The following is a 23,608-nucleotide window of genomic DNA, read 5'->3' on the forward strand; positions in this document are numbered from 1 at the left end:
ACCCGGGGCCGGTGTCCACCCACGGCCGGTGACGCTGTTCACCCGCTGTTCAGTCCAGCTGCAGCAGGGCCCGCAGGTGCCGGGGCGGTGGGGCGCCGTGGGCCAGGAGCTCGTCGTTGACCTCGCGCGGCGACAGTTCGGGACGGGCGGCGGCGAGCCCGGCGGCCAGGTCACGGATCTCGTGGTGGCCGACGTAGTAGGTGGACAGCTGGGTGGAGGTGAGCAGGGCCCGCCGCCACTTGCCGGCCGCCTCCCCCGCCTCTTGGTGACCTCGCGCCGTCATCAGCAGGATCGCCTCGTCCTCGTTCATCCCGTGGGCGTGCACCCGGATGTCCAGGATCGCGTTGATGGCACTGCGCAGCGCCGTCTTCAGCGACATCAGCCGCAGCCGGTCGTCGTCCTCCGCGCTCTGGCCCAGGCCGGCCGAGGAGATGAGTTCTTCCGCGCGGCCCGCCCAGCCCTCGGCGAACGTGCCGCTGCGGACGGCGGTGCGCACCGGGGTGCCCCCGCGGTAGCGCGCGGCGTGCGCCAGCTGCAGCGCATGCCCCGGAATCGCCTCGTGCGCCGCGAGATTGCGCAGCAGGTGCGCGTCGTACCCGCGCCCCTGGCTCGGGGCCACGGCGAAGAAGGTGGGCAGCAGGCCCTCGGCGGCCCCGGGCTCGAGCGGGCCGGGCGGGTCGCAGTAGGCCACCGCGATCCCGGCCTGCGAGGGCGGCATCTCGATCACCCGCACCGGGACCGGCAGCAGGGTGACCAGGTCGAGCTCGCGTACCCGGTCGGTGAGCAGGGCCAGCGCCTGCTCGCAGAACGGGCGCACCTGCTCGGGCGGGACCGGGGCGGCCGCGGCCACCTCGTCGAGCACCTCCCGCACCAGGCCGGGCGACATCGGGCGGCCACTGATCCGCACGGCCAGCTCGGCGATCTCCTCCTCGATCGCCTGCAGGTCGCTCTCGGCCCGGGTGAGCAGGGCGTCCGGGCTGGTCTCGGTGTCCAGCGTGTACCAGAGCCGGGCGGCGTAGTTGAGCTCGCCGAGCCGGGGGTCGCCGTCGCTGACCGGCAACTGGGCCTGCAGCCAGTCCACGTGCCGGTCGAGGGCCTCGAGGGCGTCGCGGCGGGCCTGCCGGGCCGGGCCGGCCAGCGACTCGTCCTGGGCCAGCAGGGGTTCCAGGTCTTCGGTGAGCAGCGGCACGGTGCTGCGGGCCCGCTCGATCGCGGTCTGCACCGACAGCCTGGGCATGTCGTGCAGCACCGACCGGGCCTGCTCGAGCCGGGCCGGGACCTGGCCCAGCCGGGCGGTCAGGGCGCGCAGCCGCTCCGGCACCGGGCCGTCCCGGCTGATCAGCGGGTGGAGCCCGGCCGCGGGCAGGTGCATCAGCGGATCGGACTCGAAGCGCCGCAGCTCGGTCTGTTCCCACAGCGTGCCGCTGACCCGGGTGCGCAGGATCTCCAGGTCGACCCGGTCGTCCGGGGTGAGCCCGGTGTCGTCCACGTCGTCCAGCGCCGACAGCGCGTCGACCAGCATCGAGGCCCGGCCGATGGTGGCCTCGACGGTCAGCTCGGTGGTGCGGTCGTCGTAACGGTGCTCGCCCAGCTCGGTGGCCGCCTCGGGAGCGGCCTCGAGCAGGGCGTCCAGCACCTTCGTGGCGGCATCACGGAACCGGGCCGTGACGATCGGGTCCTCACCGTGCTGCTCGCGCATGTCCCCCATCGTGCCGCACGTTCGCCCGGACAACCCGCCGGAGCGGGACTTACCAGCGGTTACCGGTGATCCGCTCGTAGACGTCGACGTAGAGCGCGCGGGTCTTCTCCACGATCTCCTCGGGGATCTCGGGCCCGGGGTAGGTCTTGTCCCAGCCGCTGCTCAGCGACCAGTCGCGGACGAACTGCTTGTCCCACGACTTCTGCGGCCCGCCCGGCGTCCAGGTGTCGGCCGGCCAGAACCGGGAGGAGTCGGAGGTCAGCACCTCGTCGCCGAGCACCAGCTCACCGTTCGCGTCGAGACCGAACTCGAGCTTGGTGTCGGCGATGATCACCCCGCTGCGGGCGGCGATCTCGGCGCCCCGGCCGTACACGGCCAGAGTCAGCTGCCTCAGCCGGTCGCTCAGGTCGGCGCCCTGCTGGGCGACCACCTCGTCGAAGGTCATGAACTCGTCGTGGCCCTCGCTGGCCTTGGTGGTGGGGGTGAACACCGGCTCGGGCAGCTTCGAGCCCTCGAGCAGACCGTCCGGCAGCGAGACCCCGGAGATCGCCCGGTCGCGGCGGTACTCCTCCAGGCCCAGCCCGGCCAGGTAGCCACGGGCGATGCACTCCACCGGGATCATGCTCAGCCGCTTGCACCGCACGGCCCGGCCGGCCCACTCCTCGGGCACGTCGGTGGCCGAGATGATGTGGTGCGGCACCAGGTCTTTCAGCTGCTCGAACCACCACAGCGAGAGCTGCGTGAGGATCGCGCCCTTGTCCGGCACCGGGGTGGGCAGGACCACGTCGTAGACGGAGACCCGGTCGGAGGCGACCAGGATGATGTCGTCGCCGTCGGCGTAGACGTCACGCACCTTGCCGGAGTGGAGCAACTGCGGGCTCATCGGGAACTGCCTTTCCTTGACGCGAGGAAGGACAAACTACTGCCCCGGCGGGACCATCCGGCCCAGCGCCGAACGCAACGCGGCCTCCGCGTCCTCGCCGGAGACCCGGGCCAGCGCGACCAGCCGCAGCAGCGCCGCCGCCAGTTCGTCGCCCTTGGCCGCCTGCTCGATCGCCTGGTCCACGTCCGCCCCCGCGCGGGTCAGCCGGCCGAGCATCTTCTGGGCCTTGGCCAGCGCGGGCAGCGTGGCCGGGATGCCCTCGAACCCCTGCCGACCGGACTTCTCGGCGGCCTTCAGCGTCTCCCACGACACCTCGACGTCGGCCGCGGAACCGGCGGTGGCGTCGCCGAAGACGTGCGGGTGCCGGCGGACCAGCTTGGCCACGATGTCCGCCGCCACGTCGTCGATGCCGAAACCGGCGCCGTCCTCGGCCACCCGGGCGTGGAAGACCACCTGCAGCAGCAGGTCGCCGAGTTCCTCCTGCAGGTGGGCCGGGTCGCCGGACTCCACCGCCTCGATCACCTCGTGCGCCTCCTCCAGCAGGTAGGGCAGCAGCGAGGTGTGGGTCTGCTCGGCGTCCCACGGGCAGCCGCCGGGCGAGCGCAGCGTGTCCATCACCGAGACCAGGTCGAGCAGCCGGGCCCCGGGCAGGTCGTAGGAGCCGGTGAGGACCTCGACCTCGGGCGGCACGGCGGCCACCGCCCGGCGGGAAAGGTGCTCGGCCAGGGCGTCGGTCAGGCCCGGATCGCCGTCGTCGCTGCCCCACCAGACCAGTTCGCGCCCGGCCGAGGCGTCTTCGACCAGGCGGCCGGCCCGCTCGCCGACCCCCAGCCCGGCCACGTCGAGCGGCACCACCCCGGCCGCGGCGAAGGCCTCCAGCCAGGCCGGGTCGGGGTCGGCGGCGAGCACCGCGTCGGCGGCCCGCAGCTTCTCCCAGGCGGCGAAGGTGAGCAGCCCCGGAGCGGTTCGCGGGGTGGTCAGCAGCAGCACGATGCGGCCGGAGTCGGGGAGCGCCTCGCTGAGGATCTCCCCGGCCCCCGGGCCACCGACCGCGGCCTGGTCCTGATCGGGTTCCACTACGGCGCAGGCGTCTCTTCGGGAGCCGGAACCGGAGCCTCAGTACCCGGAGCCTCGGTACCCGGAGCCTCGGTGCCCGGAGCCTCGGTGGCCGGGGCCTCGGCCGTCTTCAGCCACTCCGGCGAGGCCTGGGTGATGGTGAAGGTGGAGTAGTCGATGCCGTTGCCGTAGCGCGGGTTGATGTGCACCCCCTGGGCCTTCAGCTTCTCCTCGATGCCCGAGTAGGTGTCGGTGATCTCGGCGGCCGCCCGGTCGGTCTGCAGGGCGGTGTTGGCCAGGTTGGCCCGCCACACCTCGACCCCGGCCTCGCTCAGGTCGGCGGGCTGCACGGCCCCGGAGGAGGAGATGTCCAGCCGGGCGTCCTGTTCCGAGACGCCGCGGCCAAGGTCGGCCGCGGCCTGGCTCAGGTACGGCTGCAGGATCAGCAGATTCAGGATCTGCGCCTGGGTCACCCCGGCGTCCTGGCCGACCAGCGGCAGCACGTCCCGGTAGCCCTCCTGGACCTGGGCCACCGAGATCCGGCGGTCACCCACCACCGCGGCCGCACCCGCCTGGCTGCTGCCGCAGCCGGAGAGGGTCACGGCGAGAACGGCGCTCGCCCCTGCCACAAGAGCGCCCACCCGGCGCCGGGTCGCAATCACGCACGGAATGCTATCGCCCGAGCACGCCGGCACCAGACCCCGGGGTGACCTTCACAACAAACCTTCAGCCAACGGACGTCCACATCGCCTCACGCTCGACCCTCACCCCACCCCCCGGGCAGGGCACGCCCGGACTGCGAGATCGGATGCCAAAAGTGTTCCCTGGGGCCACTTTTGTCATCCGATCCTGGCGATGAGGTCTGCCCAGGGGCGATGCGAGCCCGGCCCGCACCAGAACCCGGCCACCGGCCTCAGGTGCCGCTGGGCACCTGAGGCCTGACCGACGTCCAAAAGCTACTTACGTGACCCCACCGCGGCCGCAGCCTTCACCGACGACAGCAGCACCGACTCGATGAACTCCCGCGCCCAGTTCAGCACCGCCACGTCGCGCAGCGGCCGGCCGCCGATCCGCGCCGTGGTCGGCCCGGGCACCAGCACCGTCTTGGTGGCGGGCTTGTCCTGCGTGCCGGGGTAGAGCCGGTGCAGGCGCAGCCGGGCCGAGTCGGGCAGGTCGATCGGGCCGAACCGGATCGCCTTGCCCATCGTGGCGATCTCGGTGAGCCCGGCCTGGCGGGCCAGGATCCGAAGCCGGGCGACCTCGAGCAGGTTGGTCACCACGTCGGGCAGCGGACCGTACCGGTCGACCAGTTCGGCCTTGACCGCGTCCAGGGCCTCGTCCGAGGCCACCTCGGCGAGCTTGCGGTAGGCCTCCAGCCGCAGCCGCTCGTCCGGCAGGTAGGCGGTGGGCAGGTGCGCGTCGACCGGCAGGTCGATCTTGACCTCGTGGTGCTCCTGCTCGTTCTCGCCGCGGAACTCGGCCACCGCCTCGCCGACCAGCCGGATGTACAGGTCGAAGCCGACGCCGGCGATGTGCCCGGACTGCTCGCCGCCGAGCAGGTTGCCGGCGCCGCGGATCTCCAGGTCCTTCATTGCCACCCGCATACCGGCGCCCAGGTCGGTGTTCGCCGCGATCGTCTGCAGGCGGTCCAGAGCCGTTTCGGTGAGCGGCTTCTCGGCCGGGTAGAGGAAGTACGCATAGGCCCGCTCGCGACCTCGCCCGACCCGCCCGCGCAGCTGGTGCAGCTGCGAAAGGCCCATCATGTCGGCGCGTTCCAGGATCAGCGTGTTGGCGTTGGAGATGTCCAGGCCGGTCTCGATGATCGTGGTGCAGACCAGGACGTCGAAGCGCTTCTCCCAGAAGTCGACCATCACCTGCTCGAGCTGGTGCTCGCCCATCTTGCCGTGGGCGGTGGCGATCCGGGCCTCGGGCACCAATTCGTGCAGCCGGGCGGCGGTGCGGTCGATCGACTCCACCCGGTTGTGGATGAAGAAGACCTGGCCCTCGCGCAGCAGCTCACGACGGATCGCGGCGGAGATCTGCCGCTCGTCGTAGCCGCCCACGAAAGTCAGCACCGGGTGCCGCTCCTCGGGCGGCGTGGCCAGTGTGGACATCTCCCGGATACCGGTGACCGCCAGCTCGAGCGTGCGCGGGATCGGGGTGGCGCTCATCGCCAGCACGTCGACGTTGGTGCGCAGCTGCTTCAGCCGCTCCTTGTGCTCGACGCCGAAGCGCTGCTCCTCGTCGATCACCACCAGGCCGAGGTCCTTGAACTTGATCTCGCCGGTGAGCAGCCGGTGGGTACCGATCACCACGTCGACCGAGCCGTCGGTGATGCCCTCCTTGACCGCGCGGGCCTCGGCCTCGGTGGAGAACCGGGACAGGCCCTTCACGTTCACCGGGAAGTTCACGTAGCGCTCGACGAAGGTGTCCAGGTGCTGCTGCACCAGCAGCGTGGTGGGCACCAGCACGGCCACCTGCTTGCCGTCCTGCACCGCCTTGAACGCCGCCCGCACCGCGATCTCGGTCTTGCCGTAGCCCACGTCACCACAGATCAGCCGGTCCATCGGGACCGTCTTCTCCATGTCCCGCTTGACCTCTTCGATGGTGACCAGCTGGTCCGGCGTCTCCACGTAGGCGAAGGCGTCTTCCAGCTCGCGCTGCCACGGGGTGTCCGGGCCGAAGGCGTGCCCGGAGGTGGCCATCCGGGCCGAATAGAGCTGGATCAGCTCGCCGGCGATCTGCTTGACCGCCTTGCGGGCCCGGCCCTTGGTCTTGGCCCAGTCCGAGCCGCCCAGCTTGTTCAGCGACGGCTGCTCGCCGCCCACGTACCGGGTGACCTGGTCGAGCGCATCGGTGGGCACGAACAGCCGGTCGCCCGGCTGGCCCCGCTTGCTCGGCGCGTACTCGATCACCAGGTACTCGCGGGTGGCCCCGGCCACGGTGCGCTGCACCAGCTCGACGAACTTGCCCACCCCGTGCTGCTCGTGCACCACGTTGTCGCCGGTGGTGAGCTGCATCGGGTCGACCACGTTCTTGCGGCGCGCCGGCATCCGGCGCATGTCCTTGGTGGTCGAGCCGGGAGCGCTGCCGCCGGTCAGGTCCGTCTCGGTGAGGACGGCCAGCTTCAGTTCGGGGGCGATGAAACCCTGGGTGAGTCGCCCGGTCCCGACCGCCACGACAGAGGACGCCGGTGGCTGGGAGAGGTCCTCGACCGCGGTTGCGGCGAGGTCGGCCTCGGTGAGCATCTCGACCACCCGCCGGGCCAGACCACTGCCCTCGGTGATCACCACGACCCGCCAGCCCTCGTGCAGCCAGCCGCCGATGTCGGCGATCGTGCGCTCCCGGTCGCCGCGGTAGGGCTCGGGGGCGCTGATCTGCGGGACCAGGACCAGGGCGCCCTCGTCGCCCTCGTCGTGGGCCGCCTGCCCGGTCTCGTCCAGACCGAACGGGGAGACCGTCCACCAGGGCAGGGCCCGCTTGAGGGCGTGGGCGCGCACGTCGGCCAGCGACCAGAACGAGGCGGTGCCCAGCACCGGCTCCAGGTCGACCGGGACGGCGCTGCCGGCGGCCGCGCTCAGCCAGCTCGCCTGCAGGAACTCCTCGCTGGTGGCGACCAGGTCGTGGGCCCGGGCCCGGATCCGCTCGGGATCGGCCAGCAGCACGTGGGTGCCCTCGGGCAGCACGTCGAGCACCGACTCCATCGCGTCCACCAGGACCGGGGTGAGCGACTCCATGCCCTCCACCGCGATCCCGGCGGCGACCTTGCCGAGCAGGTCGGCCACGCCGGGCAGGCGCTCGGCGAGCTCGGCCGCCTTCTGCCGCACCGAGTCGGTCAGCAGCAGCTCACGGCACGGCGGGGCCCACAGGCCGGACTCGGCGACGTGCAGGCTGCGCTGGTCGGCCACCGCGAAGTAGCGGACCTCCTCGACCTCGTCGCCCCAGAACTCCACCCGCAGCGGGTGTTCCTCGGTGGGCGGGAACACGTCGAGGATGCCGCCGCGCACGGCGAACTCACCGCGCCGCTCGACCAGGTCGGTGCGCGAGTAGGCGGCCGCGGCCAGGCGCTCGACCACCTCGGTGAGCTCGGCCTCCTGGCCGGCGTGCAGGGCCACCGGCTCGAGGTCGCCCAGACCGCGCACCACCGGCTGCAGCACCGCCCGCACCGGGGCGACCACCACCCGGACCGGGCCGTGCTCGTCCTGCTCCGGGTGGGCGAGGCGGCGCAGCACGGCGATCCGCCGGCCCACCGTGTCGCTGCGCGGGCTCAGCCGCTCGTGCGGCAGCGTCTCCCAGGCCCCGAACTCGGCCACCGAGTGCTCGGGCAGGAAGCAGCGCAGGGCGCCGGCCAGGTCTTCGGCCTCCCGGCCGGTGGCGGTGACGGCCAGCACGGTGCGCCCGGCGCCCTGGGGCGGCGGGGCGGCCAGCGCGGCGGCCAGAGGCGCGCGCAGGCCGGGCGGACCGGTCAGGTCGAGCAGGGGTTCGCCGCCGTCGCGGGCGATCCGCAGGACGTCGCTCACGGCGCGGTCGGCGCCGAGCAGGTCGAGGATTCCGGTGAGGCTCATGGCTCCGGTGACTTGACGCAGGGTTTCTATGCGAACAGCACAACGGGCCGGACTGCACAGACAGTCCGGGCCGCAGTCAGCTTACGGCGATTTCCGGTCCGGGGCGGAGCCCGGCGGCCGGCTTGCAAGGATGCGATTTGCGCAGGCCGAGCGGGTGACGGCGGATTCCGCCCAGGTCGGAGGCAGAAAACTGGCCGACAAGTGGCGGGCATCTTTTTTGTCGACACGGCACTCTTCCGGCCACCAGAATTCTGGGATCTGGCGCAAATCGGTGCGACTCATAAAATGATCCGGATCCGGAAACACACTCGGCACGGGGCCGGGATTCCGGCGCCTGTCGAATCCCCCCGCGGGAAAGAGACGCCTGGCATCTGTGGAGGGGGCACGTGCACGATCCCGGGTACGAGAGATCTTTGAAGGTTGTCTACGATCGGATCGCACATAATTTCAGCCGGGCCGAACCAAGGAAGCGGGCCTGGAACTATCTGGTCGATCTTCCCAGGGCGCATTCGGCGGGGCTGCGGCGTGGTGAGACGGTCGGCCACTATTCCGGGGAGATCCGGGCCGACGGGGTGCAGCGGCTGCTCACCTCGGCCCGGTGGGACGAGTTCTCGGTGCGCGAGGAGCTGCGGTCCATCGCGATCCAGGCCGGGGGGCGCACCGGGGGCACGCTGTTCCTGACCGAGATCGCCTTCCCCAAGAAGGGCCGCAACGCGGTCGCGGTGGAGCGGCAGTACAGCCACGACACCCAGCGGGTGGAGAACTGCCAGATCGGTCTCCTGCTGTTCTACCTCACCGCCGACCGGCAGGCTTTTCTGATCGACTCGGAGCTGTATCTGCCGCCGGCCTGGGTGAGCGACCCGAAACGGCGTGAGCAGGCGCAGATCCCGCCGGAAGTGGTTTACCGCAGCAAGTCGGCGATCGCGGCGGAGATGATTCGCCGGGCCTGGGAAAGCTCGATCCGCCCGGTCTGGGTGGCCTGCAATCTGGTCTGCACCGAGAAGGCCATCCTGCACCGGCTGCTGCGCCGTTACGGGGTCCAGCACCTGGTGGCCGGCAGTGCGGGCGAGATGCAGGCGGGCGGGGTGGGCCAGTTCGGCCAGTTCGGCAAGACCCTGACCGACGAGTCGCTCAGTCCCCCGGCGGCCGGGACGGTGCCCGGTCACGAGATGCTCCAGCTGCGCAACACGGTGCTGCACCGGTTCTCCACCCGCAGCGCCGACCCGGCCCGGATCGAGATGTCGTACCTGATGCTCTCGGGCACCAGCCGCAACGCCCGGGCGCGCTCGTACTACACGGCCTACCTGCGCCCGCACGCCGGGCTGGCCGAGGTGGTGCCGATCGTGCAGCTGATCGAGGGGGCGGCCGCGCACTGCCGGGCGGTCAAGCAGAAGACCGGGCTGGGGCACTACGAGGTGCGCAGCTGGCGGGGCTGGTACCGGCACGTCACGCTCGCCTCGGCCGCACAGATGGCCCTGGAGCTGGCCCGGCACGACAACCACGGCGACCTACGGCCGCAGTACGTCGACCTGCGCGACGTGGCCTACTCGGGGAAAGGCCAGACCGCCGTCTGAAATCGGTACCGACCAATAACGGACGCCTGTGAGCAAGTCGTGCTCACAGGCGTCCGTTGTTTGTGTGGTCCGGAACAACACGCTTACGGACGCCTGTGCGCGCCACCCGCACACAGGCGTCCGTTGGTTCGTGGTTCTCTCTACAGACGCGCGAGCGGCGTGTGCTCCGCAGGAACCTGCTCCCCCTCACGCACCGGTCCGGGCGGGGTGCCGTCGCCGAAGGGGCGGCCACCCAACTGCTCGCGGTGGTGCGGCGTGAGCCAGTTGGCCAGGCCGGGCCCGGCCGGGACGATCTGGGTGGGGTTGGTGTCCTCGTGGACCACGTAGTAGTGCCGCTTGATGTGGTCGAAGTCGATCGTGTCGCCGAAGCCGGGGGTCTGGAACAGGTCGCGGGCGTAGGCCCAGAGCGCGGGGAACTCGATCAGCTTCTGCCGGTTGCACTTGAAGTGCCCGTGGTAGACCGGGTCGAAGCGGGCCAGCGTGGTGAACAGCCGCACGTCCGCCTCGGTGATCGTGTCGCCGACCAGGAAGCGCTGCGCGGTCAGGCGCTCCTCCAGCCAGTCGAGCGCGTCGAACAGCCGCTTGTAGGCCCGGTCGTAGGCCTCCTGACTGCCCGCGAACCCGCAGCGGTAGACCCCGTTGTTGACCTCCTTGAACACCTTGAGGGCGACCTCGTCGATCTCCTCGCGCAGGTGCTCGGGGTAGAGCTGGGGAGCGCCCTCGCGGTGGTGCTCGACCCACTCGGTGGAGAAGTCGAGGGTGATCTGCGGGTAGTTGTTGGTGACCACCTGCCCGGTGGGCACGTCGACCATCGCCGGCACGGTGATCCCGCGCGGGTAGTCGGGGAACCGGGCGAAGTAGGCGTCCTGGATGCGCGGGATCTGCAGCACCGGGTCGAGCCCGCCCGGGTCGAGGTCGAAGGTCCAGCTGCGGCGGTCGTGGGTGGGGCCGCAGACCCCCATCGAGATCGCGTCCTCCAGCCCGAGCAGCCGGCGCACGATGATCGCCCGGTTGGCCCACGGGCAGGCCCGGGCCACGACGAGCCGGTAGCGGCCGGCCTCGACCGGGTAGCCGTCGGCCCCGTCCCGGGTGATCCGGGTGGCGATGTAGTTGGCGTCGCGGGTGAACTCCTGCCCACTCGTGACGTACGCACCGGCCGTGGAGTTCTCCGAGTTTTCGTTGCTCACGCAACCATTCTGCCCTCTCGGCGCCCCCCTGCCCACCCGAGGTCGCCGTAACAGTCCATTCACGGGCCTGTGCAGAATTTTCTCTACCTTTTATAGTCGCCCGATGGACTTTGATCCCCTGATGGCCCTGGCCGCGTTCGGTATCGGCATCGTGGTCGGCCTGACCGGGATGGGCGGGGGCGCCCTGATGACCCCGGTGCTGGTGCTGTTCTTCGGAGTCACGCCGATGGCAGCGGTCTCCAGCGACCTGGTCGCGGCCGCGGTGATGAAGCCGGTGGGTTCCTGGGTGCACCTCCGGCGCGGCACGGTGAACCTGAAGCTGGTGTCCTGGCTCTGCGCCGGCTCGGTCCCGGCCGCATTCTGCGGGGTGCTGGTGGCCCGGGCCTTCGGCAGCGGCGAGTCGGTGCAGCACGGCATCAAGATCGCGCTGGGTGTGGCCCTGCTGATCGCCCTGGCCGGGCTGTGTGTGCGCATGTACCAGGGTCTTCGCGAGCGGGCGGCCCGACGCGACGGCCGTCTGGCCACCGTCACCGACGAGCGCCCCGAGGTGGCGGTCCGGCCGGTACCGACCCTGCTGGTCGGCGCCCTCGGAGGGCTGATCGTGGGGATCACCTCGGTGGGCAGCGGCTCACTGATCATCATCGCCCTGATGGGCCTCTACCCGGCCCTGAAGGCCGCCCAGCTGGTCGGCACCGATCTGGTGCAGGCCGTGCCGCTGGTGTTCTCCGCGGCGATCGGGCACATCCTGTTCGGCGACTTCCAGCTCGACCTCACCCTGGCCCTGATCGTCGGCAGTGTGCCCGGCGCCTGGCTGGGCGCCCAGCTGTCCACCCGGCTGCCCGGCGCCCTGGTCCAGCGGGCCCTGGCCTTCGTGCTGCTGGCCTCCGCGCTCAAGCTGTTCGGGGTGGGCAACACGGAGACCGGGCTGATCCTGCTGGGTGCGCTGGCCGGAGCCCCGTTGGTGTGGATGTACCTGCGGCGGCGCAACGGCTTCCCGGCGCTGGCCACCCCGCCGGAGAAGCCGGCCGAGGACGAGGTGGAGGCGCAGCCGGCGAGCCGTACCTGACAACGAACAGGGCCCCTTCGGTGCGTACCGAAGGGGCCCCGTTCGTGCTCGGCGTCAGTCGGCGGAGGTGATCATCCCGGCGCCGACCGTGCGGTTGGTGTTCTCGTCGATCAGGATGAACCCGCCGGTCTCCCGGTTACGGGAGTACTCGTCGCACAGCAGGGGCTGCGTGGTGCGCAGCCGGACCCGGCCGATGTCGTTGAGGTTCAGCTCCTGGGCGGACTGGTCGCGGTGCAGGGTGTTCACGTCGAGCCGGTAGTCCAGCTCCTTCACCATCGCCCGGGCACTGCGCGAGGTGTGCTTGATCCCCAGCTTGCGCCCCGGGCGCAGGGCGTCCTCGGCCATCCAGCAGATCATCGCGTCGATGTTCTGGGCGGCCTTGGGCGCGTTCTGCGGCCGGCAGATCATGTCGCCGCGGGAGATGTCGATCTCGTCGTTCAGCCGGACCGTGACGGCCATCGGCGGGAACGCCTCGGACACCGGGCCGTCGGCGGTCTCGACCGCGGCCACGGTGCTGGTGAAGCCCGAGGGCAGCACCATGATCTCGTCGCCGGCCTTGATCGTGCCGCTGGCCACGGTGCCCGCGTAGCCCCGGTAGTCCGGGTACTGCGCCGACTGTGGGCGGATCACGTACTGCACCGGGAACCGCACGTCGATCAGGTTGCGGTCGCTGGAGACGTGCACGTGCTCCAGGTGGTGCAGCAGCGAGGGCCCCTCGTACCAGGGCATGTTCGCCGAGCGGGTGACGATGTTGTCGCCCTTGAGCGCGGACAGCGGGATCACCGTCAGGTCGGCCACGTTGAGCTTGTCGGCGAACCGGGTGAACTCGTCGTGGATCTCCTCGTAGACACTCTGCGAGTAGTCGACCAGGTCCATCTTGTTCACCGCGAGCACCAGGTGCGGCACCCGCAGCAGGGTGGCCAGGAACGCGTGCCGGCGGCTCTGCTCGACCAGGCCCTTGCGGGCGTCGACCAGGATGATCGCCAGGTCGGCGGTGGAGGCCCCGGTGACCATGTTCCGGGTGTACTGGATGTGCCCGGGGGTGTCGGCGATGATGAACTTGCGCCGCGGGGTGGCGAAGTACCGGTAGGCCACGTCGATCGTGATGCCCTGCTCCCGCTCGGCCCGCAGGCCGTCGGTGAGCAGCGCCAGGTTCACGTAGTCGTCGCCCTTGGCCGTGCTGGCCGCCTCGACCGCGCTGAGCTGGTCCTCGAAGATCGACTTCGAGTCGAACAGCAACCGGCCGATCAGGGTGCTCTTACCGTCGTCCACCGAGCCCGCGGTGGCGAACCGCAACATGTCCACTGTCAGAAATACCCTTCGCGCTTGCGGTCTTCCATCGCGGCCTCGCTGAACTTGTCGTCGCCCCGGGTGGCACCGCGCTCGGTGATCCGGGTGGACGCGACCTCGTCGATGATCTTGTCGAGGGTGTCGGCGTCACTGCGGACGGCGGCGGTCAGGCTGGCGTCGCCGACGGTGCGGTAGCGCACGGTCTCGGTGAACACCGTCTCGCCGGCCTTGGGCCGGCAGACCTCGTGCACGCCGTAGAGCATGCCGCCGCGGTCGAACACCTCGCGCTGGTGGGCGAAGTAGATCGACGGCAGGGCGATGCCCTCGTGCTTGACGTACTGCCAGATGTCCAGCTCGGTCCAGTTGGACAGCGGGAAGACCCGGATGTTCTCGCCCGCCTGGATCCGGCCGTTGTAGATGTTCCACAGCTCGGGCCGCTGGTTCTTGGGGTCCCACTGGCCGAACTCGTCGCGGAACGAGAACACCCGCTCCTTGGCCCGGGCCTTGTCCTCGTCCCGCCGGGCACCGCCGAAAGCGGCCGTGAAGCGGTACTTCTCGAGGGCGTCGAGCAGCACCGGGGTCTGGATCCGGTTGCGCGTGCCGTCCGGCGGCTCGCTGACCAGACCGCGGTCGAGGGCCTCGGGCACGCTGGCGACGATCAGCTGGACGCCGAGCTCGGCGACCCGGCGGTCGCGGAAGTCGAGGACCTCCTGGAAGTTGTGGCCAGTGTCGACGTGCATCACCGGGAAGGGGATGCGGGCCGGGGCGAACGCCTTCTCCGCCAGGCGCAGCATCACGATCGAGTCCTTCCCCCCGCTGAACAGCAGGACAGGACGCTCGAGCTCGGCCACCACCTCCCGGATGATGTGGATGGACTCGGCCTCCAGCGTCTGCAGCTGGGAGAGCCGGTACTCCGACGTGCTCATCGGGCGATCACCTCTTGGGAACTGTGACGGGCAACAGCGGCCAGAATCGTCTCAGCGAACTCTGTGCGGCAGACCAGCAGGTCCGGCAGCTTCGGGTCGGGCCGGTTGTACAGCAGCGGGGAGCCGTCGATCCGGCTGGTGTGCAGGCCGGCCGCGCGGGCCACGGCGACCGGGGCGGCGGAGTCCCACTCGAACTGGCCGCCGGCGTGCAGGTAGGCGTCGGCCTCGCCGAGCCAGACGCTGGCGCACTTGACCCCGGCCGAGCCCATCGGCACCAGCTCCGCGCCGAGATCCTCGGCCACCTCGGTGACGAAGGCCGGCGGACGGGAACGGCTCACGGCCAGACGGATCGGGCCCTCGGCGCGGGGCGGCAGCACCGGCGGGTCGTCGGTGCCGTAGGTGACGTCGCGGGCGGGCAGCGCGATGGCGCCCTCGGACAGCTCACCGGCCTCCCAGAAGGCGACGTGCACGGCCCAGTCGGTGCGCGGGCGCTCGGAGAACTCCCGGGTGCCGTCGAGCGGGTCGATGATCCAGACCCGGCCCGCGCTCAGCCGGGCGGCCGAGTCGGCCGCTTCTTCGCTCAGCACCGCGTCGCCCGGGCGGTGGTAGTCGAGCAGCGCGGCGAGCACGGCCTGGGCCCGGGCGTCGCCCTCGTTCTTCAGGTCCTTGCCCTCGGCCGGGCCGGATCGCACGTCGAGCAGCGCGAGACCGGCCGCATGAGCCAGGGTGCGGGACAGACGCGCGTCATCCCCGATCGTCATTGCAATGTTCCCTTCGCAGCAGCCGAAGCGGCATTCTCTCAGGAAGCGCCGGTTCCTCCGACCACTGTCCGCAGCGTCCGCCAGAGGATCGCGACGTCCAGGGCGAGCGACCAGTTCTGGGTGTAGCGCAGGTCGGTCCGCAGCGAGTCCTCCCAGCTCAGGTCGCTGCGCCCGGTCACCGGCCCGAGGCCGGTGAGTCCGGGCCGCACGCTCGCCCGGCGGGGCGCGCCGGCCGGCTCGTCGGGCATCTGCCGGGGCAACGGCGGACGGGGCCCGACCAGCGACATGTCGCCGCGCAGCACGTTCAGCAGCTGGGGCAGCTCGTCCAGGGAGAACCGGCGCAGCACGGCCCCGAACCGGGTGACCCGCGGATCCCGGCGCAGCTTGAACAGGACCTCGGTGCTCTCGCCGCGGCCGAGCAGGGCGGCCGGGCGGCGGTCGGCGTCGGCCACCATGGAGCGGAACTTCAGCATGGTGAACTCGCGCCCCTCGGCCCCCACCCTCTTCTGCCGGTAGAACACCGGCCCCCGGCTGGTGAGCCTGACGCCGAGCGCGATCAGCACCAGCAGGGGCAGCGCCAGCAGGGTGACCGAGAGGGCGGCGACCCGGTCGAACACGGCCTTGCCGAGCAGCCCCGAGCCACCGGTGGCCGGCCGTTCCAGCTGCAGGAGCGAGAGCCCGGCGACCGGCCGGACCGACAGCCGGGGCCCGGCCACCTCGACGATCCCGGGGGCGACGATCAGCTGCACCCCAAGGTCTTCCAGCGCCCAGGACAGCCGGCGCAGCGCCTGGCCGGACAGGTCAGGATGAGAGACCACGGCCACCGCGTGGGCCCCGGTCTCACGGACCGCGTCGAGCACCCGGCCCGGGTCTCCGGCCACCGGCACGTCGTGCCCGCGGGACAGTTCGCCACCGACGAAGGGCACGCAGGCCCCGACCGGCAGCAGCCCGTGCTGCGGTTCGCGGTCGAGCTTCTCGATCACCGGGACCACCGCGTCGGCCCGGCCCACCACCAGCACCCGCTGCAGGGCCAGCCCCCGGGCCCGCAGCCGGCGGACCCAGGCCCGCAACCGCCGCCGGGCGAACATGGTCAGCAGCACCGTGGCCGGTACCGCCAGGAAGACGAACCCGCGGGCCACCTCGCTGCGCAGGGCGTAGGCGAGGACCGCGATCGAGCCCAGCATCACCAGCCCGGCCGTGACCAGCCGGCGGAACTCCTCGGCCCCGCTGCCCAGGAAGCGCCGCTCGTAGCCGCCCTGCAGGGCCACCACGGCCACCCAGGCCGGCGGCAGGGCCAGAGTCAGCGAGAAGTAGGTGAGGAAGGGGGCCGAGAGCGCGGGCTCCAGCGGCCCGAAGCGCACCAGAACCGCTGCGAGACAGGCGATCGTGGCCGCCAGGAGGTCACCGGTGACGGCCCGGCGCCGGTAGCGGCGCAGCAGCACGGCCGGTTCGCTGTCACCCTGACCGATGTGCCGGGGCGGGCGCCGGGAGGCCGGCCGGGCCGGGGCGGGACCGAGGAGCTCCTGGTCGAGGAGGTCCAGATCCTGGCCGAGCGGTCCCATGAAGGCTCCCTGGTGAAAATGGATGAAAGCCGCTGGTTCTCACCGAGTCCGGACTAGCTACGCTGGGTATTATAGGTGCCCTGAACCCGGGCGAAAACGGACAGCGCGAGTTCTTCCACCGCGTCCGCGGCGTCGCCGACCATCAGGGCCACGTCCGTGCTCTGGGCGCTCGGGAAGTCGCGCAGCACGAAGTCGGCGGCCTCCATCCGGCCCGGCGGGCGCCCGACCCCCAGGCGCAGGCGTCCGTAGTCCTTGCTCCCCGTCGACTTGCTGATCGAGCGCAGCCCGTTGTGGCCCCCTTCGCCCCCGCCCCACTTCAGGCGCAGCTCCCCGAACGGGATGTCGAGCTCGTCGTGGGCCACGAGCAGCCGGGCCGGGGTCAGGCCGAAGAACTTGAGCAGGCCGGCCACCGGCCCACCCGACTCGTTCATGTAGGTGCTGGGCTTGGCCACGATCATCCGGGCCCCCGGCCGTCCCCCGCGCGGGGCCCAGCGGCCGTCGTAGACCTGGGCCCGGGCCCGGTGGGTGGTGAACCGCCCGCCCATCCGCGACACCACCTCGTCGGCCACCAGGTGCCCGACGTTGTGCCGGTTGCGGGCGTACTTGTCCCCCGGATTGCCGAGACCGACCACCAGCCAGGGCAGGTCGCTCTCGGTGGTGGTGGGGTCGGGGGCGGCGGGCATCCGGTTCTCCGGTCGGTGGGGGCGCCAATGGGGGACGGGGGTGGGCACCTGGGCGGGGACGGCTCAGGTGGTCCAGTCGAGCCGATGGGTCCGGTGGGGCGGGCCTTGGGTGGTCCCGGTGGGGCAGGCCTTGGGTAGTCCCGGTGGGACGGGCCTTGGGTGGTCCCGGTGGGACGGGTTGCCGGGCCGGGCTGCCGCCAGGCTCAGGTGACCGGGACGCGACACAGGGCCGGTCCCCCGCGTGGGCGGCGGACCGGCCCTGTGGCCGTGCAGTGCTGGGCGGAGCTGGAGGCTCAGGCCTGGGCGGCCTCGTCGGCGGCACCCTCGGTGGCCTCACCCGCGTCTTCCGCGGAGACCTGACGGGCGGCGTCGGAGACGATCAGGGCGATCGCCTCGGGGTCGCCGGCCAGGGTGGCACCCTGGGGCAGGGTGATCGAGCCGGCGGTGACCTGGGTGCCGACCTCGGCGCCCTCGATGCTGTACTCGACGCCGTCCGGGATGGCGGTGGCCTCGACCTCGAGGCTCAGCGAGGTGAGCTCGATCTGGACCAGGCCGCCGGGGGCCGGGTCGCCGGCGAAGTGCAGCGGGACGTCGACGGTGACCTTCTCGCCGCGACGGACGATCAGCAGGTCGACGTGCTCGATGGTGCCCTTGAGCGGGTGACGCTGCACGTCCTTCGGCAGGGCGAGCTGGCTCTGGCCCTCGATGTCGATGGTCAGCAGAGCGTTCGCGTTGCCCTTGAGCGCCAGCATGGTGGCGTGCCCGGGCAGCGCGACGTGGACCGGGTCGGTGCCGTGCCCGTACAGAACGGCCGGCACCTGGTGGTCGCGGCGCAGCCGACGCGCAGCGCCCTTGCCGAAGTCGTTACGCGGCGTGGCGCTGAGCTTTACCTCGGACACAACAGTTCTCCTCAATCACGGGGCGCGACCGAGGGGCCACGCGCAGATTCAGCTGACGAAACGATATGAAGACGGCACGCCCGGCGGAGTCACAGGCGCAGTGCGCGTAGTGGTGTCCGCGTCGATCACGGTTGCTCGTGTTGCCCGCAACCCTCGCCGAGGTAACCGGACCACTGTACATGACCGGGCCGGGCCCAGATTCGCCCGTACACCCGATCCGACCTAGGCGTTCGGGGGGAGTTCCGGCGCGTCGGCGGCCTGGGCCGCCTCGGCCGCGCGGGCCGATGGCGTGCCCTCGCGGCGCTTGGACACCCAGCCCTCGCTGTTGTGCTGCCGGCCCCGGGCCACCGCGAGCGCCCCGGCGGGCACGTCCTCGGTGATCGTCGAGCCGGCCGCGGTGTAGGCGCCGTCGCCGATGGTGACCGGGGCGACGAGCACCGTGTCGCTGCCGACCCGGGCGTGGGCACCGACGGTGGTGTGGTGCTTCTTCACCCCGTCGTAGTTGGCGAAGATCGTGGCCGCGCCGATGTTGGCACCCTCACCGATCGTCGCGTCGCCCGCGTAGGTCAGGTGCGGCACCTTGGCGCCGGCGCCGATCGTGGCGTTCTTGGTCTCGACGAACGCGCCGATCTTGCCGTCCGGGCCGAGCACGGTGCCCGGGCGCAGGTAGCTGAAGGGACCGACACCGGCCCCGGCCTCGATGCGGGCACCGTTGCCGTGGCTGCGCACCACCGACGCCCCCTCACCCACGGCGCAGGCCGAGAGCGTGGTGTCGGGGCCGATCGTGGCCCCCGCGGCGACCGTGGTGCCGGCCAGCAACTGGGAGCCCGGCAGCACGGTGACGTCGGCGGCGATCCGCACGTCCACGTCGACCCAGGTGCTGGCCGGGTCGACCACGGTGACCCCGGCCCGCATGTGCGCGACCAGCAGGCGGCGGTTCAGCTCGGCGCCCAGGGTGGCCAGCTGCACCCGGTCGTTCACCCCCTCGACCTGCCACAGGTCGGTGGTGACGAGCGCCCGCACCACCCGGCCGTCGGCGTGGGCGATGCCCAGCACGTCGGTCAGGTACATCTCGTTCTGGTCGTTGTCCGAGGTGATCCGGCTCAGCGCGTCGGCCAGGACGGCCGCGTCGAAGGCGTAGATGCCGGAGTTGATCTCGCGGATCGCCCGCTGCGACGCGGTGGCGTCGCGCTGCTCGACGATGCCGGTGACGTTGCCCGCCGCGTCCCGCAGCACCCGCCCGTAGCCGGTCGGGTCGCCCACCTCGGCGGTGAGCACCGTGACCGCGGCCTGCCCCTCCCGGTGGGCGGCGACCAGCGCGGCCAGCGTCTCGCCGGAGAGCAGGGGCACGTCGGCGTAGGTGACCACGACCACGCCGTCGAGCGCGCCGACCGCCCGCAGCCCAGCGGCCACCGCACTGCCGGTGCCGGGCACCTCGTCCTGGTCGGCGATCACCGCCTCGGGGGCGATCTGCGCGACGTGCCCGGCGACCAGTTCGCGCTGGTGGCGGACCACCACGACGAGGTGCTCGGGCCGCAGGCTCCAGGCCGCGGCGAGGGCGTGACCGACCAGGGACCGGCCCGCGATCGGGTGCAGCACCTTGGGGGTGCGCGAGCGCATCCGCTTGCCCTCGCCGGCCGCCAGGACGATGACGGCTGCCGGCTGCTCTGTACTCACGGACGAACCCTCCGATGCGCGGACCTGACGCTCCCCCCACCTGATTCGAACAGGTATCTCAAGGCTCCAAAGGCCTGTGTGTTGCCGTTACACCAGGGGGGAAAGGCCGCCCACGGGTTCGTCACCCACGAGGACCGCGACCCAGTCTAGCCGGGCCGGATCATTGCCCGGATCGTCACCCGGGGTCCGCAGAACTTCACCTCGCCGCTACTGCCCAGCGCGCGGATCTCGGGTTACGCTTTCGTAGGTTACGGACCGTAGGTTGGCCGTCGCGGCTGGTCCGCGCCCTGTTCCAGACCTGGTCCAGACCTGTTCGAACCTTGCGGGCAAGCAGCGCCCGGCATCCTGCGACCGCGCACGCGCACCTCCCGGCAGATGGGATCCCCACCGTGAGCTCACCGGCAGCCGCCGCCCCCGTGCCCAGCCCCAGCAGTCAGAGCAGCCCCCGGACCAGCCTGCCCGGCCGGCCGGTGCGCGGCGAACCCCACGTCGACCCGAACCCCAAGCGCCGGGGCGAGCAGACCGCCCTCGTGGTGTTCATCGCGGTGCCCTTCGTCGCCCTGCTGGCGTCGGTCCCGATGGCCTGGGGGCGGATGCTGCACTGGCACGACCTGGTCATCGCCTTCGTCCTCTACATGATCTCCGGCCTGGGCATCACCGTCGGCTTCCACCGCTTCTTCACCCACGGCTCGTTCCGCGCCAACCGCCCGCTGACCATCGCCCTGGCCGTGGCCGGCTCCCTGGCGATCGAGGGCCCGGTGCTGCGCTGGGTGGCCGACCACCGCCGGCACCACGCCTTCAGCGACCGCGAGGGCGACCCGCACTCGCCGTGGCGCTACGGCGAGACGGTGCCCGCCCTGCTCAAGGGCCTCTGGTACGCGCACATGGGCTGGCTGTTCGACCCGGAGAACACCAACCCGCGCCGCTACGCCCCGGACCTGATGCGCGATCGCGGCGTGATGCTGGTGTCGAAGCTCTTCCCCCTGTGGGTGGCGGTCTCCCTGGGCCTGCCCGCGCTGATCGGCTTCGCCATCACCGGCACCTGGCAGGGGGCGGCCACCGCGTTCTTCTGGGGCTCCCTGGTCCGGGTCGGCCTGCTGCACCACGTCACCTGGTCGATCAACTCGATCTGCCACGCGCTGGGCGAGCGGCCGTTCAAGAGCCGCGACCGCTCCGGCAACGTCTGGTGGCTGGCCCTGCTGTCGTTCGGCGAGTCCTGGCACAACCTGCACCACGCCGACCCGACCTGCGCCCGGCACGGGGTGCTGCGCGGGCAGATCGACTCCAGCGCCCGGGTGATCTGGTTCTTCGAGAAGTTCGGCTGGGCCACGAACGTGCGCTGGCCGGACACCTCCCGGCTGGCCTCCCGGCGAGCCTGAGCCGGTGGCCCAACCGGCCCGAACCACCCCGAACCGAAGGACCGTCCTCCACACCGGGCGAGCGAGTTGGGCATGATAGCTGCGTGAGTACAGGCCACCAGTCCCCGACGCCCGACCGTCCGCGCGCGTCCAGGAGTGGGGGCCGCTCCCGCATGACGGGGGCCCAGCGGCGCGAGCAACTGCTCGAGATCGGCCGGGGGCTGTTCGCCGAGAAGGGCTTCGAGGGCACCAGCGTCGAGGAGATCGCGGCCACCGCCGGGGTCTCCAAACCCGTGGTGTACGAACACTTCGGCGGGAAGGACGGCCTCTACGCGGTGGTCGTGGAGGTGGAGACCCGCAAGCTGCTCGAGGCGATGACGGCGGCGCTGGTGCGGCCCAACCACCCGCGCCGGGTGCTCGAGATCGCCGCGATGACCCTGCTCGACTACATCGAGGCCGAGACCGACGGCTTCCGCATCCTGGTGCGCGACTCCCCGATCAGCGACCAGCGCGGCGGTTTCTCCAGCCTGCTCAGCGACGTGGCCGGGCACGTGGAGTACATCCTGGCCGAGCAGTTCGCCGACCGCGGGTTCGACGCCCAGACCGCCCCCCTGTACGCCCAGATGCTGGTCGGCATGGTGGCCTTCACCGGCCAGTTCTGGCTCGACCACCGCAAGCCGGACAAGGCGATGGTGGCCGCCCACATCGTGAACCTCGCCTGGAACGGGCTGACCGGACTGGAGGCCCGGCCCGGGCTGCGCGACGAGCGGGCGCTGCGGGCCGAGGCCGGGGCCGCCACCGAGGCGGGCCTGCGGGCCGAGAGCAGCCTGGTCGCAGAGACAGCGCCCGAGGAGTGAGCGGACCGCAGGTGGACGAGGTCGACCGGATCGTCGAGGCCTGGCGACGCGAGCGCCCGGACCTGGACGTGGCTCCCCTGGAGGTACTTTCGCGGGTCAGCCGGCTCTCCCGCCTGCTGGACAAGGCCCGTTCGGCCGCGTTCGCCCGGCACGGCCTGGAAACCTGGGAGTTCGACGTGCTTTCGGCGCTGCGCCGCAGCGGTGACCCGTACCAGCTCTCCCCCGGTCAGCTGACCGGCCTGACCATGGTCACCAGCGGCACGATGACCAACCGGATCGACCGGCTGGCCGGCCGCGGGCTGGTGCGCCGGCTGCCCGACCCGGCCGACGGGCGCGGGGTGATGGTGCGGCTGGAGACCGAGGGCCGGGTGGTGACCGACGCCGCCCTGGCCGACCTCCTGGAGGTCGAGCGGTCGGTCCTGAAGGCACTCGACGGCGGCGAGCACGACCGGCTGGCGCAGCTGCTGCGTGACCTGCTCACCGCCTTCGACGCGAACTGAGCCCACCTCGTCGAAAATGACAAAAAGGACGAACGGGACCCGCTCGGGCGCCCGTTTGTGACCGTTTAGCGCAAGATATTGCCCGCTTTGGCTCACCCCCTTGTGGAGCAGCTGTGCCTGAGGTTTACATCACAGACACATGCACCGGGCCGGTTCGGCCACGGACGGGCGGAGGCGGGCAATGGAGCTCTATGCCTATGAGCGGCGGCGGTGGCTGGTCGATCAGGCAAGACAGGCGGGACGGATCGACGTGGCGGAAGTGGCGCGTGAGCTCACGGTGGCGAAGGAGACGGTGCGACGGGACCTGACCGCACTGGAGGCGGAGGGGCTGCTGCGGCGGGTGCACGGCGGGGCGATCCCGGTGGAGCGGCTCGGTTTCGAGGGAACCCTGGCGCTGCGCAACACTTCTCGCACCGACGAGAAGGGCCGCATCGCCGACCACGCGATCGGGCTGGTGGGTACGGCCGAGTCGGTCTACATCGACGAGGGTTCCACCACCCAGGCCTTCGCCGAGCGGCTCACCCCCCGCCGGCCACTCACCGTGGTCACCAACTCGCTGCCGATCGCCTTGGTGATGGCGCCGCGCGAGGCGGTGTCGGTGGTGCTGATCGGCGGCCGGGTGCGGGGCAAGACGCTGGGCACGATCGACCACTGGGCGCTTCGCATGCTGGAGGACTTCGTCTTCGACCTGTGCGTGATGGGCACCAACGGGCTCACCATGGAACGCGGTGCGACCTGCCCGGATGCAGCGGTGGCGGCGGTCAAGGCGCGGGCCGTGGGGTCGAGCCGGCGCACCGTTCTGCTCAGCGATGCCTCAAAACTCGGTTCTGACTCTTCCTACCGATTTGCGCAGGCCCGGGATTTTTCCACTATCGTCACCGACCGCTCGGCCAACGAGGGTCAGGTCCGGCGTCTGCGGGCGATCGGGGTGGAGGCGGTGATGGTGTGAGTCGGCCGCCGCAAGGCTCAGGCAAGACCATTCTGACAACCTTGTCATTACTTTGAGTAACTATGACGCAACTCAAGCGCTAGTGGTCCCGCACAAGTCAAGGAGGATTTCGTGAC

19 protein-coding genes and 1 tRNA gene are annotated in these 23,608 nt (G+C 71.4%); 6 read left to right on the forward strand and 14 right to left on the reverse strand.

All coding sequences use genetic code 11. The features are described 5' to 3' along the window. Positions 1-49: 49 nt before the first annotated feature. The 5 genes from LWF15_RS06095 to mfd all read right to left on the reverse strand — a co-directional run bounded on the left by LWF15_RS06095 (position 50) and on the right by mfd (position 8,203). Positions 50-1,699, reverse strand: coding sequence for a DUF885 domain-containing protein (locus LWF15_RS06095; protein WP_232809378.1), 1,650 nt, complete (start codon positions 1,697-1,699; stop codon positions 50-52). A 49-nt stretch (positions 1,700-1,748) separates the two neighbouring features. After that, a complete protein-coding gene (locus LWF15_RS06100; RefSeq protein ID WP_232809379.1) occupies positions 1,749-2,582 on the reverse strand; it encodes a phosphoribosylaminoimidazolesuccinocarboxamide synthase in 834 nt (277 codons plus the stop codon). A gap of 36 nt (positions 2,583-2,618) precedes the next feature. After that, positions 2,619-3,659, reverse strand: coding sequence for a MazG family protein (locus tag LWF15_RS37340; protein WP_232809380.1), 1,041 nt, complete (start codon positions 3,657-3,659; stop codon positions 2,619-2,621). After that, the gene (locus LWF15_RS06110; RefSeq protein ID WP_232809381.1) at positions 3,659-4,300 is read right to left on the reverse strand and encodes a SurA N-terminal domain-containing protein; all 642 of its coding nucleotides are present in this window, start codon (positions 4,298-4,300) and stop codon (positions 3,659-3,661) included. Before LWF15_RS06110 ends, LWF15_RS37340 begins: the two co-directional genes overlap by 1 nt. A gap of 294 nt (positions 4,301-4,594) precedes the next feature. Continuing rightward, on the reverse strand, positions 4,595-8,203 hold the full coding sequence (gene mfd, locus LWF15_RS06115) for a transcription-repair coupling factor (protein ID WP_232809382.1): 3,609 nt from the start codon (positions 8,201-8,203) through the stop codon (positions 4,595-4,597). Between the two features lie 386 nt (positions 8,204-8,589). On the opposite strand from mfd, the gene LWF15_RS06120 reads away from it, so the two are divergent. Further along, entirely contained in the window at positions 8,590-9,777 is a 1,188-nt protein-coding gene (locus LWF15_RS06120) for an IS701 family transposase (protein ID WP_456298970.1), read from the forward strand. Positions 9,778-9,917: 140 nt separating this feature from the next. On the opposite strand, the gene LWF15_RS06125 is transcribed toward LWF15_RS06120, so the two are convergent. Continuing rightward, positions 9,918-10,964 (reverse strand): glutathione S-transferase family protein, encoded by a 1,047-nt coding sequence (locus tag LWF15_RS06125; RefSeq protein WP_232809384.1) that lies wholly within the window; start codon positions 10,962-10,964, stop codon positions 9,918-9,920. Between the two features lie 103 nt (positions 10,965-11,067). Between LWF15_RS06125 and LWF15_RS06130 the strand changes: the two genes are divergently transcribed. Next, the gene (locus LWF15_RS06130; protein ID WP_232809385.1) at positions 11,068-12,030 is read left to right on the forward strand and encodes a sulfite exporter TauE/SafE family protein; all 963 of its coding nucleotides are present in this window, start codon (positions 11,068-11,070) and stop codon (positions 12,028-12,030) included. Between the two features lie 54 nt (positions 12,031-12,084). Here LWF15_RS06130 and cysN read toward each other — a convergent pair whose 3' ends face one another. The 8 genes from cysN to LWF15_RS06170 all read right to left on the reverse strand — a co-directional run bounded on the left by cysN (position 12,085) and on the right by LWF15_RS06170 (position 19,930). Then, positions 12,085-13,329 (reverse strand): sulfate adenylyltransferase subunit CysN, encoded by a 1,245-nt coding sequence (cysN, locus tag LWF15_RS06135; protein ID WP_232809492.1) that lies wholly within the window; start codon positions 13,327-13,329, stop codon positions 12,085-12,087. 8 nt (positions 13,330-13,337) lie between these two features. Beyond that, positions 13,338-14,246 (reverse strand): sulfate adenylyltransferase subunit CysD, encoded by a 909-nt coding sequence (gene cysD, locus LWF15_RS06140; protein WP_232809386.1) that lies wholly within the window; start codon positions 14,244-14,246, stop codon positions 13,338-13,340. After that, entirely contained in the window at positions 14,243-15,007 is a 765-nt protein-coding gene (locus tag LWF15_RS06145) for a 3'(2'),5'-bisphosphate nucleotidase CysQ (protein WP_232809387.1), read from the reverse strand. Before LWF15_RS06145 ends, cysD begins: the two co-directional genes overlap by 4 nt. Before the next feature lie 38 nt (positions 15,008-15,045). Beyond that, the gene (locus LWF15_RS06150) at positions 15,046-16,569 is read right to left on the reverse strand and encodes a sugar transferase (RefSeq protein ID WP_232809388.1); all 1,524 of its coding nucleotides are present in this window, start codon (positions 16,567-16,569) and stop codon (positions 15,046-15,048) included. A gap of 53 nt (positions 16,570-16,622) precedes the next feature. Next, positions 16,623-17,252 carry an aminoacyl-tRNA hydrolase gene (gene pth, locus LWF15_RS06155; RefSeq protein WP_232809389.1) on the reverse strand — a complete coding sequence of 210 codons (630 nt, stop codon included), beginning with the start codon at positions 17,250-17,252 and terminating at the stop codon, positions 16,623-16,625. A gap of 293 nt (positions 17,253-17,545) precedes the next feature. Continuing rightward, positions 17,546-18,151 (reverse strand): 50S ribosomal protein L25/general stress protein Ctc, encoded by a 606-nt coding sequence (locus tag LWF15_RS06160; RefSeq protein ID WP_232809390.1) that lies wholly within the window; start codon positions 18,149-18,151, stop codon positions 17,546-17,548. Between the two features lie 222 nt (positions 18,152-18,373). Further along, positions 18,374-19,828, reverse strand: a complete 1,455-nt coding sequence (gene glmU / locus LWF15_RS06165; RefSeq protein ID WP_232809391.1) for a bifunctional UDP-N-acetylglucosamine diphosphorylase/glucosamine-1-phosphate N-acetyltransferase GlmU — start codon at positions 19,826-19,828, stop codon at positions 18,374-18,376. Positions 19,829-19,858: 30 nt separating this feature from the next. Then, a tRNA-Gln gene (locus tag LWF15_RS06170) sits at positions 19,859-19,930 on the reverse strand. A gap of 287 nt (positions 19,931-20,217) precedes the next feature. Here LWF15_RS06170 and LWF15_RS06175 point away from each other — a divergent pair. The 4 genes from LWF15_RS06175 (at position 20,218) to LWF15_RS06190 (ending at position 23,492) form a co-directional block, all read left to right on the forward strand. Continuing rightward, positions 20,218-21,207 (forward strand): acyl-CoA desaturase, encoded by a 990-nt coding sequence (locus LWF15_RS06175; RefSeq protein WP_232809392.1) that lies wholly within the window; start codon positions 20,218-20,220, stop codon positions 21,205-21,207. A gap of 152 nt (positions 21,208-21,359) precedes the next feature. Beyond that, positions 21,360-22,043 carry a TetR/AcrR family transcriptional regulator gene (locus LWF15_RS06180; RefSeq protein ID WP_232809393.1) on the forward strand — a complete coding sequence of 228 codons (684 nt, stop codon included), beginning with the start codon at positions 21,360-21,362 and terminating at the stop codon, positions 22,041-22,043. Further along, positions 22,040-22,543 (forward strand): MarR family winged helix-turn-helix transcriptional regulator, encoded by a 504-nt coding sequence (locus LWF15_RS36050; protein ID WP_285617622.1) that lies wholly within the window; start codon positions 22,040-22,042, stop codon positions 22,541-22,543. The genes LWF15_RS06180 and LWF15_RS36050 overlap by 4 nt, the downstream gene beginning before the upstream one ends. A gap of 181 nt (positions 22,544-22,724) precedes the next feature. Beyond that, on the forward strand, positions 22,725-23,492 hold the full coding sequence (locus tag LWF15_RS06190) for a DeoR/GlpR family DNA-binding transcription regulator (RefSeq protein WP_232809394.1): 768 nt from the start codon (positions 22,725-22,727) through the stop codon (positions 23,490-23,492). Positions 23,493-23,608 lie beyond the last annotated feature (116 nt).

It is taken from the genome of Kineosporia rhizophila, assembly GCF_021277265.1.
Taxonomy (GTDB): domain Bacteria; phylum Actinomycetota; class Actinomycetes; order Actinomycetales; family Kineosporiaceae; genus Kineosporia; species Kineosporia rhizophila.